Genomic DNA, 14,875 nt, shown 5'->3' with positions numbered 1-14,875 from the left:
TAGATTTTTTGTTATCATTATAGGGAGGGTGACATTTATATTTATGTAGGTAACTTTTTGTCATTGTTGTAAGAGGACAAGAACTTGTACCGATTGCCGATAATGGACAAGAACTTGTTACTATTGCGGATTTGATAGGTGTCTATTTTGATTTACTAAATACAAAAAACTATATATCTGCAGGGAATAATGCGATGCTTGTCGGCACCTCTATATAGTCCAATGGCGGAAAAAAATGAGAATGGAAAGCTCTATGAGATCAAGCAAGATCATTAAGAGACATTGTTTCACGGTTGGCTGTGCTGTCATTCCTTTCAGGAGGAAGCGAAAGAAGGGATCATTAGTGCCGGGAAATTTATGAATGAATTGTATGAGGAACATTAATGCCTGAATGAACAACACGCAAATCTAATCTGTCATTATTTGATGCTGAGCTATCACCTTTATGGTTATTAGATGTATAATCAGGGTGAAAGCTCAGACAACATACGCCCCAGCCTAGGATAAGAGCTATAAGGCTGGTTTTTTTTATTTACACTAGTGATTCTGAGGGATAGTTTATAAAATTGGTGAAAAACGACATGTAAATTTGCAGTGCTAGGTGAAGCAGGTCCTAGATTTGTAAGAATGACAAAAAGATAAATTGTTAAGCTGAAAGGCGTGAAAAAGGTGGGGGAAGTAAAAAGAAGAAACTGGAAGTCCCTGGTGTTTTTCAGTGTATTGCTTATTTTTATTATTGCAGGATGTTCTACATCACAAGAGACTCATCAACTCGGGAGAGAGAAGGAGCAGGAATTTGACCAAGGAAGTAGAATGAAATTTTCCAGCCTTTCTGAACAAAAGATCGTGGATTTTGCTAAGCTCAGTAAGGTTTGGGGAGTGGTGAAATACTATCATCCTAAGGTTGTATCTGGAGATGTAAATTGGGATTATGAGCTGTTTCGGGTGATGCCCTCTATTTTAGAAGAAAATTCAGATGTGAATTCAATTCTCTATGAGTGGGTTCATTCATTAGGCAGCGAGTCCATTTCTGAAGAGCTTGATGTTCAATATCAATTTTCCGAAGATTCCATACAGCTCAGTCCATCTACAGATTGGTCCAAGGATGAAGAATATCTCGGAACAGGCTTGAGTCTTGAATTATCGAAGCTTCTGGATTCTAATATTTCAGAACGAGAATATGCATATGTTAGTTTTAAGGAAGATTCATTCTTTCCGTCTATGGGAAATGAAAACCCGTACTCTAATATGAATTTCGATGATACAGGCTACAGGTTGCTAGGTTTATTCCGCTACTGGAATATTATCGAATATTACTATCCGTATAAAGATGTCATCGGAGAAGATTGGGATCGAGTGCTTCTGGAGTTTATCCCTAAAATGGTAGATGGATCGGATTATGACTCCTATTTCATGACTTTAGCAGAACTGACAACTAGAATACATGATTCTCATGCATATTTGGTGGGCAAAGATAGAGAGACGATTACTGATTATTTTGGAACGTATCGGCTTCCCGTAAACTTTATCGAAATTAACAATCAGATTGTTATAAATAAAGTAATTAACAAGTGTGGACTTGAGGTCGGAGACATTGTATTAAAAGTAGGCGACAAAAATATAGATGAATTATTTGAAGATAGAAGAAAATATATATCACAGTCGCGAGAAGACACGGCCAGCTTATTTTTTCTTGATTTATTCCGAACTGAACAGAAGAATACGGACGTTACTGTAATTCGGCAGGGAAATAAGAGGAACATTAGTGCAGTAGGCAGTCAACAAGACATTAATTTCCTGGTTGATACGAAATCACAAGCAATGGAGAGTGGAGAAATCTACTATATTAATGCTGGTCTTTTGAAAGATGGAGAGATTGATAAAATCATGAAAAAGTGGTGGAACACTAAAGGGCTAATTGTAGATCTTAGAAACTACCCATCTAGCATACTTACTTATGAATTAGCCAAATATCTGATCGCTTTTGAAAAAGAGTTTGCCACAGTGTCGGTCCCCAATCGTGCAATACCCGGTGAATTTTATTTCCTTGAGCCTATGGTTTCAGGGAAGCCCCAAGAAACAAATGCCGTTTATAAAGGGAAAGTAGTGATTCTAATCAATGAACATACTGCTAGTCAAGGCGAGTTTACAACGATGTCTCTTAGAAATACAGATAACTCCATAGTTCTCGGTAGGCCGTCTGCTGGAACTGATGGTGATATACGTATCATTATGCTTCCAGGAAAAATAAAAACCGCTATAAGTGGACTCGGCATATTTAATCCAGATAAAAACCCAACGCAAAGAATAGGATTGCAGCCAGATATTCGTCTTGATCCTACTATTGAAGGGATTATGGAAGGCAGAGACGAGTATATTGAGAGAGCTGTTGAATTAATTAAAGGTGGTTATTAATTATAAAATATTTGGAATATAAATGAACATCTACTCACTTCGGGGGTGATTTTTTTAGGGAGGAATGAGATGAAGACTAGACGGGTCATATTAATCAGCTTAATTGTTGTAGTTTGTCGAAGGACAAGAACATAGTCTCATGAAAAACCCGCACCCAGCTTCATTTCACAGCTAATGTGTTTAAACATCGTTATGGTTTGAAGTTAATAAAAGCCAGCTTGAATATGGGTCAAATATATCAACTGATTGCGAATGTCACATCTGAGATGCCAATGGTTTATGCACGAATGATTCAAAAAAATGGATAAAACTATGGGTTGCTCTTTTAAGATAGGTTAAAAAGGGTACACTTATCACCATGAATATCTTGATGAGTCAACAGTTCCATATGATATCCAGAACGTGCTAATGAGGCAAAGTTTGGACGTCCGCACTGCGGCTACGTAACTATAATAAATGAAGCTGGAGATTAGCTATGAGAAACGAAAAAATTATATCGACTTATATCGTCAGGAGAAAAGAAGCGCCGTTGGTCCAGCGCTAATTCAAGGCCCATTGGTCGATACTATCAAGGTCGATATTTATTGGAAGTGGATGGACCTATTTGTAATTCCTGCTTCTGTCCGTAAAGAGATCTATAGCGCAGGAAGATTCAAGTGTTTAATAGCGATTTTGAAAAACATAGTACTATTGCCATAGTGCATACAATTTTCTAGAACTTATCGAATCTGATATTAAAAAGCAGGATATAAATACTATCAGTTAACAACTCCTGTTGGATTTATTTTAAGAATGGATTTAAACCTCTGACAATGCAATTGTTCTTGCCAAGAGAGCATACCTATTTCCACCTCATTGTATGGCTAAATTCATACGTGCAAAATAACTGGGTATGGGAGAAACCTATAAACAGTGAAATCTACTGCACATGAGATGGCGAATCATGTGCTTAATCCCCAAAAGTTACATGAGCAGCAAGTGTATTTCCTTGAATTTTAGTACAGTGCAAAGAAGACGCTGTCATCGCGGTAAACAAGTAAAGCCTTTGGCACCCATAATTGATAACGCTCTAAGAACGGGGCCTATGGATCCTTACGAGCTGACAAGAAGTATACACTTTTTCGGCACGAAGGTCAGCACGAAGGCAGTCCCCATTCAATCCGTCAAAGAAAAACAGCGAATGAAATCCATTTTACGCATAGTGATGATTTGTAGTTCGCTCCATGTTGCTTGAGGTAGCAAACCCTTAGGAGTACAAATCTAGAACGAACTGGTTACGAGACTCTATGACATAGGCTCGCCACTGCAAGACTTCATCAATGAACTCCAACGATTTAGCTGATGCAATATCCACCTTTTCATTGAAACAAGAGATAGACGGCTGCGAGGCGAGCTGTTCTTTTGCAAGTAATGTAGTCAACAATGGTTCGTGAGACAACTCATCCGCATGATCACCGGTGTGGTATCCGCACAAATGCTGATAGACATTCTGGAGCACAACATTTAGAATGGAATGATCCCGATGATGAACGGGATCATGGACTACAAGCATTACTTTACGGTCTGAGCCAGACCCAGTTTATGATCGAATTCTTTATATAAAAGCAGGCCGGCAACCGAGGTCAGATTGCCGCCTTCGAAATTCACTTTAATTCGAGGGCTGAAGTTCATGCCGTACTTTTGTAAACTTGTCATAGAAGAGTCTAATTTGTAGTTTTGGTGTGTTTCGTCACCATCAACACTACCGAGGTAAGGGCTCTTTTTTCCATGTTTACTTTACACCTTTTAAGTGAAGCTTCGTATTGCTGTAATCCCTTGATGCTTCTGATCTGACAGCATTCTCAATGAAGTGTTAAGAATATTTCTGAATAAAAAAAATTTTTGACAAAATGACACAATTAAAGCTATTATGGATATATTAAATCCTTCATTGGGAGTGATTCAAAATTTATAAAATTTTATAAGCTACAATATGCTCTTCACAACATGCTTTTTCTTATAATGGACACATCTAACAAGCTTGCTGGTGTACAGGATTTAGTAGAAAATCAAAACTTTATCCGACTTACCTGTCCAAAATCTTAACTAAATTGGCTAAGGAAGGAATGATTAATCTTTTTCAGATGTCAACAGCTATTCGCATAGTCAAAATTGGGAAGATATTTCATTCTTGTACATCATACTGCTATTGAAGGTAAATCATCTTTATTTGATTGCTGTTAGTCTTTTTCAGAATGTTTTATAAAAACTGTGTATTTATAATCCACTCATATTTTTCAATAAATCGCAGACATAAAGGATCTTTTAATTCCTTCGTATATAGTTTCAAATTAGTAATATGGAAAATACCAATATTAATTGGGCTAAATGTTTTTATCAATTTTTAAATTAAGGAGAGAAATTTGTGCAAATCATACTTTACTTAATTATGGGGATAATTTTAGGAATGTTTTTCCCTATTCAGGCATCTATAAGTGCTCGTTTAAGCTCTTATTCAAAAACGCCTTTAACAGCTTCCTTTATCGCATTTTGTTTAGGAACAGTGATATTACTCATTATTAATTTAATAGTAGATCCTAGAGGAATCAGCGTTGGGATTGATTTTTCATATCCATTGTATGTTTTTATAGGTGGAGCAATAACTGGTGTTGGCTTTCATTTGGCTAATATCATTCTTTTTTCAAAACTTGGTGCTTCAGTTACTACAATAGTAACTGTAACAGGGCAAATGTTTTTAGGAATTCTAATCGATCACTTTGGGTGGTTTGGTGTACCAACTAATCCTATTAGTATTACTAGGACAATCGGGACTCTCATTATGATTTTAGCCATTTCATTTGTTCAAACAAAAAAGAAAAGAGATTTAACTACATCCATAGAAGAAGAAAAAAAAGATAGAAAAATTACTTGGATTATTTTGGGCGTTTTAGCTGGATTTTTACCTCCATTGCAAACTGCTATTAATGGAAATCTTCGCGTTGCAACAGGTTCACTTTTAGGAGCTACTTTCATTTCTTTTTTCGTTGGTGCCATTATCTTGCTTATTTTAATATTGATTACTCAACGTCGCTTAGAGATTCCTTTGTATGACACTCAAAAAAATCGTATTCCTATTTGGGTATATATGGCAGGTATATTTGGCATATTCATTTTAACTGGTAACATTGTCTTATTACCTATACTTGGATCGGTTCTAACTACTATGATTTTTCTATTGGGACAAATGATTATGGCATTAACAATCGATCAGTTTGGATTGTTTAATTTACAAAAAAGGAAAATTGATAGTAGAAGAATTGCTGCTTTAGTATTTACTATTATTGGAATAATGTTTGTTAAGTTCTTGTGATTTTCTATGTAAGCTAGGCGCATATTCAATATAGTTCCAAAACTACAAAAAATAAAATACAGGCAATTCATAAAGCATAACCGAACCGCAAATCAATCGGATATCAGTTCTCAAAAGCGGCGTGTAGAGGATGTATTACCGCTGACGAAATTGACCAAGTGTTAAGAACGAACTTGGACACGGACGTTGTTCTTTGTACTGGTTCGGCTTTCAATTACAAGCTGTATGCGAAGAAAAAAGCCATTCGCCACAAGTTTCTGAACGGGAACAAGGGCGAACGAGTCAAGAAAGGCTTCTATCATATCCAGCATGTCAACGCTTATCATCAGAGGTTAAAGACATGGATTCAACGGTTCAAGGGAGTTGCTATTCGTTTCATCGATAACTACCTGTTCTAGTTCCGCTTCATTGAGTTGCACAAACATATGAGCAGGAACGCAGTGAAAAGCTCTAATCGTGCTTGAGTCATGCAGGAAAGCCATATTCTCCCTCCCCTGTGTGATCATTTAAGATGGCTTGAAAACTGCAATAACCAGCAGTATTGTTTATTTAGTCAAACTATACGTATGAGTATTTGACTTTAAGAGAACATTACATTTTAGACAAGAGGAGGTTGTAGTTGGTGAGTGACTTGAATAACGAAAAAATACCGAAGGAAACGATCCAAGCATTTAAAATTGTAGAGGAGTTGCTTGGCAGTGCAGTAGTCGGGGTATATCTATTTGGTTCTGCAGTAACAAGTGGCTTACGCATTAATAGTGATGTAGATGTCCTAGTGGTTGTAAATCAAAGTTTGACTAAAGTAATTCGTAGAAAACTAACAGATAGATTTATGCATATATCCGGAAAGATAGGAAATTCAGATTCTGTGCGACCACTTGAAGTCACGGTAATAAACCATGGAGATGTTGTCCCCTGGCGATTTCCGCCAAAAAATGAATATATCTATGGTGAGTGGCTCAGGGATGAGTTTGAGAATGGACAAATTCAGGAACCATCATATGACCCTGATTTGGCTATTGTTTTAGCGCAAGTGAGAAAGAATAGTGTTTCTCTTTTTGGTCCTGATGCTTCTGATATACTTGAACCCGTGCCGATGACACATATTAAAAGGGCGATTATGGAATCCTTGCCAGGATTAATTGAGGGCATCAAGGGCGACGAACGAAACGTAATTTTAACCCTTGCACGAATGTGGCTGACAGTGGCTGTTGGCGAAATCTCATCAAAAGATATAGCTGCAGAATGGGCTATACCTCAGTTGCCTAAAGTGCATGCGACTTTACTCAACTTAGCAAGAAAAGCCTATCGCGGAGAGAATGTTGATAATTGGGAAGGACTGGACAGTGAGGTAATAGCACTCGTTAATCATATGAAAAACTCTATAGAGTCTTATCTTAGTATCTGAACATGCTTTGAAAGACTTAAAAATTTGTGAAAATAAGAAGAGATTGTTAAGGGACCTTTGCTACAATGGAGGGATGGCAAAAATTGTAGATCACGCTCAAAGAAGATTACGAATAGCCGAGGCTACTTTGCGTGTCATCAGACAGCAAGGCATGAATGGGGCGACCGTTAGAAATATTGCCCAGGAGTCGGATTTTTTGCTTGGTGCTATGCGTCATTATTTCTCGACTCAGGATGACCTGATTGACTTTTCCATGAGGTTGGTAAAAGAGCGAGCGACTGTCCGTTAATAACCTATCGACTTAGACATATCTTTATTTCAAAAGGCGCTTCGAATATTATTGGAGCTATTGCCTACAGATGACAACAAACTGGCAGAAATGGAGGTGTGGTTCGCATTCACCGCTCACTATAGAAGAAGCGGCACTGCATTTGACGCGCAGCACGATGGCTTGCTGGATCTTGTAGAGCGTATGCTGCGCAGTTTGAAAGAGTCAGGAGTGCTGCGGCCTGAACTTGACTGTACACTGGAGATAGAACGACTATACGCTTTTATTATTGATGGTATAGAGCGCGGGTAAATTATTAACAAATCGAAAATTTGGTTACCTATCATATGAAATCTGTCTGTACGAAAAAAGCCTATGCCGCGTATTAAGGGTGAGATAAAATGAAATATGGGAAGGAGATACGTATATCCAAGAAAGGTGAGTTGGATTGAAGATAGTAATAGAAAGGGCTAATGTGTCCAATGCAGAGAAATTTTTGCTCTACAGATATTTGATGGAGGTTAATATATATGGGATTAGAGGCTAATCTATATTCGTTGAAATACGACATGCTTGATGACTGTGTTGATTTATTCATGGGAACTTTCTCAAAAGAACCTTGGAATGATGTTTATGAGTCAAGAAAACAAGTTGTGGATTTTTTTGAGAATCATATGAAAAACAATTATTTCATTGGTTACGTTCTAAAAATAGACGATGAACTTGTTGGATTGAGCCTAGGCGCAAAAAAGCCATGTCTAAAAGGAATGGAATATTTCATTGATCAATTTTGTGTAAGTGAAAAATTCCAGGGACAAGGAGCAGGCAGCAAGTTTCTAGAGCTTATAGAATCTGACATTAAAAAGCAGGATATAAATACTATCGTGTTAACAACTTCCAAGGGATTCCCATCAGAAAAATTTTATATTAAAAATGGATTCCAAAAATCCGACAATGCAATTCTTCTTGCCAAGTGAGCATGTCTATTCTATTAGCTTCCTCTGCTTGGCTAAAGCGGCAGGTTTGGTGCTGTTTGGAAAGTGGGAAGTGATTTCTCCCGATTCCACTAATTGAGGGTCCTACGCAAAGAGGAATACAAAATATATGATTAAATAATAATACAAGGGTGGATAAAAATTACATTTGAGGAACTGTACATTAATGCAAAAAAAGTTATAAATTCACGGTAACTTTCAGAATATGCAAGTGCTGGAGGGGTGGGAGCAGCAATTCTTTCCGCGGAGAGAATGTTGATAATTGGGAAGGACTGGACAGCGAAGTAATAGCACTCGTTAATCATATGAAAAACTCTATAGAGTCTTATTTCAGTACCTGAACATACTTAGAAATACTTAAAAACATACGAAAAGTCAGTCTCATATAAAAATTCTGTGAATGGTAACGCACAGAAATATGCTTGAATTGTATTGTAGGGTGAAAAGAACATATATTGTTTTCCGTAAAGAAGGACGTTCCTTTGTTGATTTAGCGAAATGGATTGAGAAAAATAACTATCTGATCAAAGAAAACGAACCTGGTAGGGAAATATATTTACCGTTATCTACAAAACAAGATGCACAATTAATGGAAATACAAATTCCAATAATAAATACATAACGAATGGAGGAGTGGCTTGAATTGAAAAATAACCTAATCATCTATAGGATTAAAAGGTCTCTATTTAGCGGTTATGCATACAGCTATTACGCTGGCTCCTATTATGACCCGATTGGCTGCAAACGAGATTATTGATAATGTGCAGATGAAAGAATTAGAAAGCATTTCTCCAGATTTTAATTGGATTTTCTCGTATCGTTTCCCGCGATTTGAACTCTTAAGTTAGCGGGTGGAAAATTCGATTATAATTAAACATTCTCTACTTGATTCTTAAATATTTTGATACTTTTAGAGCAATTACAAATGTCTAAGGAAGTGAACATAATGACAAATCAACAAAGTCGAGTAAACAATATCCCTTTATTTTCACAAACGATAACCGACTATTGGCGGGAGAAATTTTTGAACGGAGACGTCCTCTATAGCGATGAAGTCTTTACTGTCGCCATCAACCCAGACCTTGACGAAGACAGTCGGGTCATGGTGCTGGAAACCATCGACGGTCGGATTATGGCGGTCCTGACGCCTGCGATGGCCGATAAGGTTGGTCTTTATCAACAACAAGACCTGTCTGAGGAGATCTTTCGCCGGAAATTAAAAGAAGCAGGAGTAACTCTGCATGGCGCAGATTATGTTTATTATTTCTCAGAAGCGGATAAGAACGTATTGCTGCAGGGAAATTTGGAAGGTGACTTGCGCCGGCTAACAGAGCAAGATGATGTGGTTTTCTCCGAGTTCGAGTCCTCCGCTTCGGAACAAGACTTGGATGATGCTTTTGTGGAAATGGATCACTGGGCCGTGTTCGGCTCTTTTGAGCAGAACCGCCTAGTCTGTGCTGCCAGCATGTATCCCTGGGAGAACGATACGCAAATTGCGGATCTTGGCGTACTGACGCTGACGCCATTTAGAGGAAAAGGTTATGCCCGCAAAGTGGTGCGTTCCATTTGTAAGTATGCCTATGACCAAGGTTACGAACCTCAGTACCGATGTCAGCTCGATAACCATGCATCTACGTTGCTGGCTAAAGCGGCGGGTTTGACGCTGTTTGGAAAGTGGGACGTGATTTCTCCCGACTCCACTGACTGAGAGTCCGATGGAGATCACCGCAGCATCAAATCCAACTGACATAGGTAACGGTAAAGATGATTTTGTTAAAAAATAGAAAATAATCGTTCAAATGATATTGGATGATTCACTAGAATAAAGGAGGACACATATTTAACTTGATATGTGTTCTCTTTATTTTGAATTTCTATAAAGGAAGCAGTCAAGCGAAAGCGCTAGGCAGACCACCGCAAAGAGATCACTCGACGGATAACCGCCGTACTGGGCGTAGAGCAGACCAGCGAGCCACGCACCTAACGCATGAGGGCCGTTCATCGTCGAATTGGCTAGGCCAGAAATCGTCCCACGTATGGAGACGTTCAGGAAGGTGAGCGCACCCATGACAAGCGGGAATATAATGCCGAGCACAGCGCTGATGATCAGATAGACGATGGTTACGGCAGTGAGGTTCGGTAGATTAGGCATCAATATGTACAACGCTATGAGCTGCACCATCCCACTACTATTGTCCGCAACATCCCTATCTTACGTGTGACGTAATCATTGACCGCGCTTCCCAGCATGCTGCTGAAGCTGAGGGAAATCTCGAACCGATCGAACAACCACTTGCCAGTGAAGGCAAATGTAATACCGGTGCCCAATTGACGCAGAAAATAGGTAAGAAAGCCGGTGCTGAGAAGGCGATCCCCATCGCTTTCTAGATGCTGGATGCAGGCACGACGACATACGGATTGGAAACCCATACCTATGGAGCTGTGAAGGCTGCGCTTACGTCGGCGAGGAAGCGAAATAGGCAAATCGCCCAGAAGCTATCTGCAAAGACACATAAAATCGATGATATAGAAAAACAAAAATCTTGCATAATTATAGTTTTTAGATGAAGTATTATGAATTTGATTCAATTAATGAGTGAATATAGATTTCAATCATTTTAATATTTTCTTTCCATAATGAAACAAGCCATTCTTTGTCTGCCTTAGAGATTAAAAATGTTGTGAATCCATTTATAAGAATTATTATTAAATCATTTACTAACTCCAAGTCATTCGCGTCTAGCGTATCACCATAAAAATCGCCCACCAAGATCTCAAAGAAATCAAACGGTGTTTTTTCGCTGTCTTTACCAAAGATAATCTCTTCAAACTCCGTATCATATGAAGACTTCAATACAAATTGCATTTGAACATTAATTAAATTTAAGTAGTCTTTATTTTTTTCTTCAATGAAGAAGAGAAAGTATTTGAGCATAATATCCGCAAAAGAATCCGTTTCCTTCGCTTCCTGATAAATTTGTTCCAGCGCTTCACTCATTAGCACATCAGCAAAAATAAAAGCTTCTTGTTGAATTGTTTCCATAGAACCAAAGTGATGAAACACGCTTGCTTTACTAACATTTGCCTTCTTTGCTATGCTGTTAGCGCTTAATGCTTCTAAACCATTTTCTGCTATTAAAGCGATTGTAGCGTTTAATAAAACTTCTTTTGTTTTGTTCCCCTTTTTTTCTCTACCATCTATCATTACCGTTCCTCCTAGAATAGTGGGCTCATTTTCTTCAGTTATTATAGCATAAAACATAAAAATTGACCGATTGGTTAGTTTTTAGTAAGATGAAACTGACCGTTCGGTTAAATATTATTTGTGTACTACCTTTTTTAAGTTGTATGAAACTTTTGATAAAAAGAAAGGAGTGGAGCAAAAGAAAAAGGGGAAGTTACTTTATTTTGCGATCGTACTCGCATTGTTGACGTTGTTTATAAGCTTTACACAGCTTTAAAACCTAGTCGTTATAATACATGCGTTCAAACCGAAGCCTACTCGGGGAGAAGTTACATATTTGGCTCACAATGGGACAATTTGTTGCACTCTATTGAGCGTTATTTCTTGGACCATAATAATTATCTTGGTACATCAGACGCTTCTCTTGAAGTCAATAATAAATAGATATAGGAGATATTATCATGAAAAAGAGACTTTCTTGGGTGTTATTAGCTACACTTGCGTTGACTATGCCATCCGGAGCAATGGCTTCCAGCGTCGCCCCTGTTGTTGCGGATAACCAAGGATTGGGGAAAACCGCTGCCGAGAAGGCTGCGTTGCTAATAGAATCTACCCATACGATTAGCGTTCAGTATGCGCTGATTGATAATGGGAATATCACTGTGTCTGGCCAGACGGGCAAGAACGATAAACCGCTGACCAAGGATACATTATACGGTATTGGCTCGGTCAGCAAAGTAATTGGGGCTGCGGCCGTCATGAAATTGGTAGACGAAGGGAAAATCGATCTGGATACTCCCGTCGTTCAATATATAACCGATTTCAAGATGAAGGACGAACGGTATAAGCGCATTACTCCGCGCATGCTGCTGAACCACTCCTCCGGTCTGCGCGGTACTGGATCTACGAGCGACTCCTTGTTCGAGGATAATGACACCTATGCCCATGATACCTTACTGCAAACCTTGTTCGACCAGACCTTGAAGGCGGACCCTGGAGCATTCTCAGTGTATTGCAATAGCGGTTTTACGCTTGCTGAGATTCTCGTTGAAAGAGTCAGCGGCATGAGCTTTACCGAATTTTTTCATCAATATTTCACAGAACCATTGCAGATGAATCATACGAAGACACCGCAGGACAAATCGAAAGGCAGCACTCTTGCTGGGTTCCATGTCCCGGATTACCAAGTACAACTTCCAGATATTTTTGTTAATGTGATCGCCGAAGGAGGGGTTAATTCTACGGCAGAAGATATGGTGCGATTCTCGCAAATATTTATGGGACAGGCAAACAACATCCTTTCTGACAAGTCGGTACGGGCGATGGAACAGGAGGAATACAAGAAAGGCATCTGGCCGGAAGATACGGATGATAGTAACAATTACGGTCTCGGTTGGGACAATGTGAAGCTATACCCGTTCAATGATTACGGAATAAAGGGCTTGGCCAAGGGCGGGGACATCTCTGAGTATTCTGCTTCTCTCGTCGTGCTTCCAGAGAAAAAGATGGCAGCTGCTGTGTTAACATCCGGCGGTAGCAGTAGCACGAATCAATTGCTGGCAAGCGAAATACTGCTGCTGGCGCTCAAGGATAAGGGCGAAATTAAGAACGTCATGCCGGATAAATCATTCGGCAAGCCGGTTAAGGCCAAGATGCCCAATGATGTAGTGAAGCAAGCAGGCTATTATGCCAGCAGTGAAACGCAGTTCCGGATAGAGATCACCAAGGACGGGGAACTGTCCATGGCAAACAATCCGGAGACGAAGTATATATATACTTTGGATGGAAGCTTTATCAACGAGAACGGAAACTCCAAGATCAGCTTCGTCACCGAGAAGAGCGGACGCACGTATTTGTGGAAGAGAGCCTATGAGACGTTGCCGGGATTGGGGCAGCTAGCAACGTCAGAGTATGCAGCTGAGAAGCTGGAAGACAACGTGCTGCCGAAGGAGACCGCAGAAGCTTGGGCAAAACGGGAAGGCGCTAAGTTCTATGTCGTTAACCAAAAATTCAGCTCCGAAGAGTATTTCTTTGGGCAGCCGGCAATCGAAATTAGCCTCGCCGACGGTCTGCCGGGTTATTGGGTGGATAGAAAAATCACAGGTCCAAATACGGCGACGAGTCAGATCCAAATCCCAGGAATAGCAGGCCGGGATACGACGGAAGCCCGGTTCTACACGAAAGACGGCATCGAATATTTGAACGTAAACGGGTTCTCACTTGTGAGCGAGGCGAACGTAAAACCGATCTATGCAGGAAATCAGTCCAAGGCCACGGTGTCAGCGAACGGGGATGCTAAATGGTATACTATCCCGGCAGCGGCGGCAGGTAAAACGATGACGGTCAAGCTGCCAATGAAAGGTGCTTTCGCGGTATATGACGAGCACGGATTAAGCGTTAACTATAGCCTTGTCAGCGGCAACAACAAAGTGACCCTGCCCAAGAACGGAACGATCGTATTTGCCGGCGCGCCGGACTTGGAATTTAAAATAACAATGAAATAAGCTTATTATATAAAGCCTCAAGGGGCAAAATTCTTGAGGCTTCCTTATATTTGTGCTCATCCCAAATTTACGATGATCCTCCTCTTGTTTATATAGGTGTGCGACATCCACCGCAAGCTAGCACTTTAGCGCAGAATTCCACAGGGGATGGGTCAGTCAAGTGGATTTGTCGCAGCGACCATTTACATAAGAAGTGCAAGGTCAAAAAGACCTAATGACGGAATGTTTAATTATTTCCACGGAAGCTTCTGCAAAATCACCCGACATTCCACATGAAAAGGCAAACATCGGCCGTGGAGTCAGTACATGCCCAACTTGTGACGGATTTTTCCTCCGCAGCAAGAAGATTATTGTGGTGGGCGGGGGGAGATTCAGGCATGGAAGAGGTACACTTCCTGAACCGTTTTGCCAGCGTTGAGGGCATGTTCGCTTGCGGCGATGTACAAGATCGTCATTATCGTCAAGCCTTACAGCAGCAGGCAGCAGATATATGCTGCCCTGGATTGTAAGAAGCATAATTCAGAGGTGATAGTACTGCTCAAAGGCATTGATTATTATCCACTTTTTTCCGTATTTCCTTGCTTACTTGATAATACAATCCTGCTAGGCGCAGGATTAAAAAGCTTAGTTGTTCTTCGCGAGAAACCGGAACCTCCCAGGGATTTTTCGGGGTATACGAAATCGACTTTGAGAAAATACGTAATGATAACGACAGCAAAATGGTTAGTTATAAATTAATTATTATTATTATT

General features: G+C 39.7%; 14 protein-coding genes and 3 pseudogenes. 13 read left to right on the top strand and 4 right to left on the bottom strand.

The window, feature by feature from the left end:
• The first annotated feature begins 660 nt into the window (after window positions 1–660).
• Both MKX35_RS18405 and MKX35_RS18400 read left to right on the top strand, forming a co-directional pair.
• On the top strand, window positions 661–2,415 hold the full coding sequence (locus MKX35_RS18405) for a S41 family peptidase (RefSeq protein ID WP_341044389.1): 1,755 nt from the start codon (window positions 661–663) through the stop codon (window positions 2,413–2,415).
• A gap of 456 nt (window positions 2,416–2,871) precedes the next feature.
• Complete coding sequence (locus MKX35_RS18400; protein ID WP_076298633.1) at window positions 2,872–3,114, top strand: hypothetical protein; 243 nt, start codon at window positions 2,872–2,874, stop codon at window positions 3,112–3,114.
• Window positions 3,115–3,661: 547 nt separating this feature from the next.
• On the opposite strand, the gene MKX35_RS18395 is transcribed toward MKX35_RS18400, so the two are convergent.
• Complete coding sequence (locus MKX35_RS18395) at window positions 3,662–3,967, bottom strand: transposase (protein ID WP_076298634.1); 306 nt, start codon at window positions 3,965–3,967, stop codon at window positions 3,662–3,664.
• Complete coding sequence (locus MKX35_RS18390; protein WP_179086654.1) at window positions 3,967–4,110, bottom strand: transposase; 144 nt, start codon at window positions 4,108–4,110, stop codon at window positions 3,967–3,969. The genes MKX35_RS18395 and MKX35_RS18390 overlap by 1 nt, the downstream gene beginning before the upstream one ends.
• A gap of 255 nt (window positions 4,111–4,365) precedes the next feature.
• Here MKX35_RS18390 and MKX35_RS18385 point away from each other — a divergent pair.
• The 9 genes and pseudogenes from MKX35_RS18385 to MKX35_RS18340 form a co-directional block, all read left to right on the top strand.
• A pseudogene (locus tag MKX35_RS18385) lies at window positions 4,366–4,635 on the top strand (Rrf2 family transcriptional regulator); the annotation flags it as partial.
• 184 nt (window positions 4,636–4,819) lie between these two features.
• The gene (locus tag MKX35_RS18380; RefSeq protein ID WP_076298635.1) at window positions 4,820–5,764 is read left to right on the top strand and encodes a DMT family transporter; all 945 of its coding nucleotides are present in this window, start codon (window positions 4,820–4,822) and stop codon (window positions 5,762–5,764) included.
• 158 nt (window positions 5,765–5,922) lie between these two features.
• Complete coding sequence (locus MKX35_RS18375; protein ID WP_179086655.1) at window positions 5,923–6,162, top strand: hypothetical protein; 240 nt, start codon at window positions 5,923–5,925, stop codon at window positions 6,160–6,162.
• A 224-nt stretch (window positions 6,163–6,386) separates the two neighbouring features.
• Window positions 6,387–7,172, top strand: coding sequence for an aminoglycoside nucleotidyltransferase ANT(9) (gene ant(9), locus MKX35_RS18370; RefSeq protein WP_076298636.1), 786 nt, complete (start codon window positions 6,387–6,389; stop codon window positions 7,170–7,172).
• A gap of 73 nt (window positions 7,173–7,245) precedes the next feature.
• The gene (locus MKX35_RS18365) at window positions 7,246–7,461 is read left to right on the top strand and encodes a TetR/AcrR family transcriptional regulator (RefSeq protein ID WP_256716231.1); all 216 of its coding nucleotides are present in this window, start codon (window positions 7,246–7,248) and stop codon (window positions 7,459–7,461) included.
• A 6-nt stretch (window positions 7,462–7,467) separates the two neighbouring features.
• On the top strand, window positions 7,468–7,752 hold the full coding sequence (locus MKX35_RS18360; RefSeq protein ID WP_445671589.1) for a TetR family transcriptional regulator C-terminal domain-containing protein: 285 nt from the start codon (window positions 7,468–7,470) through the stop codon (window positions 7,750–7,752).
• A 218-nt stretch (window positions 7,753–7,970) separates the two neighbouring features.
• Window positions 7,971–8,417 (top strand): GNAT family N-acetyltransferase, encoded by a 447-nt coding sequence (locus MKX35_RS18355; protein ID WP_076298637.1) that lies wholly within the window; start codon window positions 7,971–7,973, stop codon window positions 8,415–8,417.
• 502 nt (window positions 8,418–8,919) lie between these two features.
• Window positions 8,920–9,057, top strand: a pseudogene (locus MKX35_RS18345) (MerR family transcriptional regulator); the annotation flags it as partial.
• A gap of 324 nt (window positions 9,058–9,381) precedes the next feature.
• Window positions 9,382–10,143 carry a GNAT family N-acetyltransferase gene (locus tag MKX35_RS18340; RefSeq protein WP_076298639.1) on the top strand — a complete coding sequence of 254 codons (762 nt, stop codon included), beginning with the start codon at window positions 9,382–9,384 and terminating at the stop codon, window positions 10,141–10,143.
• A gap of 153 nt (window positions 10,144–10,296) precedes the next feature.
• On the opposite strand, the gene MKX35_RS18335 is transcribed toward MKX35_RS18340, so the two are convergent.
• Together MKX35_RS18335 and MKX35_RS18330 are read right to left on the bottom strand one after the other, a co-directional pair.
• Complete coding sequence (locus MKX35_RS18335) at window positions 10,297–10,587, bottom strand: MFS transporter (RefSeq protein ID WP_143759340.1); 291 nt, start codon at window positions 10,585–10,587, stop codon at window positions 10,297–10,299.
• A 420-nt stretch (window positions 10,588–11,007) separates the two neighbouring features.
• Window positions 11,008–11,640, bottom strand: coding sequence for a TetR/AcrR family transcriptional regulator (locus tag MKX35_RS18330; protein ID WP_076298642.1), 633 nt, complete (start codon window positions 11,638–11,640; stop codon window positions 11,008–11,010).
• A gap of 440 nt (window positions 11,641–12,080) precedes the next feature.
• Here MKX35_RS18330 and MKX35_RS18325 point away from each other — a divergent pair, with 440 nt between their 5' ends.
• Window positions 12,081–14,123, top strand: a complete 2,043-nt coding sequence (locus MKX35_RS18325; protein WP_076298643.1) for a serine hydrolase domain-containing protein — start codon at window positions 12,081–12,083, stop codon at window positions 14,121–14,123.
• A gap of 124 nt (window positions 14,124–14,247) precedes the next feature.
• A pseudogene (locus MKX35_RS18320) lies at window positions 14,248–14,536 on the top strand (NAD(P)/FAD-dependent oxidoreductase); the annotation flags it as partial.
• Window positions 14,537–14,875 lie beyond the last annotated feature (339 nt).

It is taken from the genome of Paenibacillus sp. FSL R5-0923 (assembly GCF_038009145.1).
Lineage (GTDB): Bacteria > Bacillota > Bacilli > Paenibacillales > Paenibacillaceae > Paenibacillus_AQ.
This window is presented reverse-complemented; position numbering and strand designations above follow the sequence as displayed.

Coding starts and splice junctions, on each gene's coding strand:
- MKX35_RS18400 (WP_076298633.1), top strand. CDS start 2,872: ATGAAGCTGGAGATTAGCTATGAGAAACGAAAAAATTATATCGACTTA.
- MKX35_RS18395 (WP_076298634.1), bottom strand. CDS start 3,967: ATGCTTGTAGTCCATGATCCCGTTCATCATCGGGATCATTCCATTCTA.
- MKX35_RS18390 (WP_179086654.1), bottom strand. CDS start 4,110: ATGACAAGTTTACAAAAGTACGGCATGAACTTCAGCCCTCGAATTAAA.
- MKX35_RS18365 (WP_256716231.1), top strand. CDS start 7,246: ATGGCAAAAATTGTAGATCACGCTCAAAGAAGATTACGAATAGCCGAG.
- MKX35_RS18355 (WP_076298637.1), top strand. CDS start 7,971: ATGGGATTAGAGGCTAATCTATATTCGTTGAAATACGACATGCTTGAT.
- MKX35_RS18340 (WP_076298639.1), top strand. CDS start 9,382: ATGACAAATCAACAAAGTCGAGTAAACAATATCCCTTTATTTTCACAA.
- MKX35_RS18335 (WP_143759340.1), bottom strand. CDS start 10,587: ATGCCTAATCTACCGAACCTCACTGCCGTAACCATCGTCTATCTGATC.
- MKX35_RS18330 (WP_076298642.1), bottom strand. CDS start 11,640: ATGATAGATGGTAGAGAAAAAAAGGGGAACAAAACAAAAGAAGTTTTA.
- MKX35_RS18325 (WP_076298643.1), top strand. CDS start 12,081: ATGAAAAAGAGACTTTCTTGGGTGTTATTAGCTACACTTGCGTTGACT.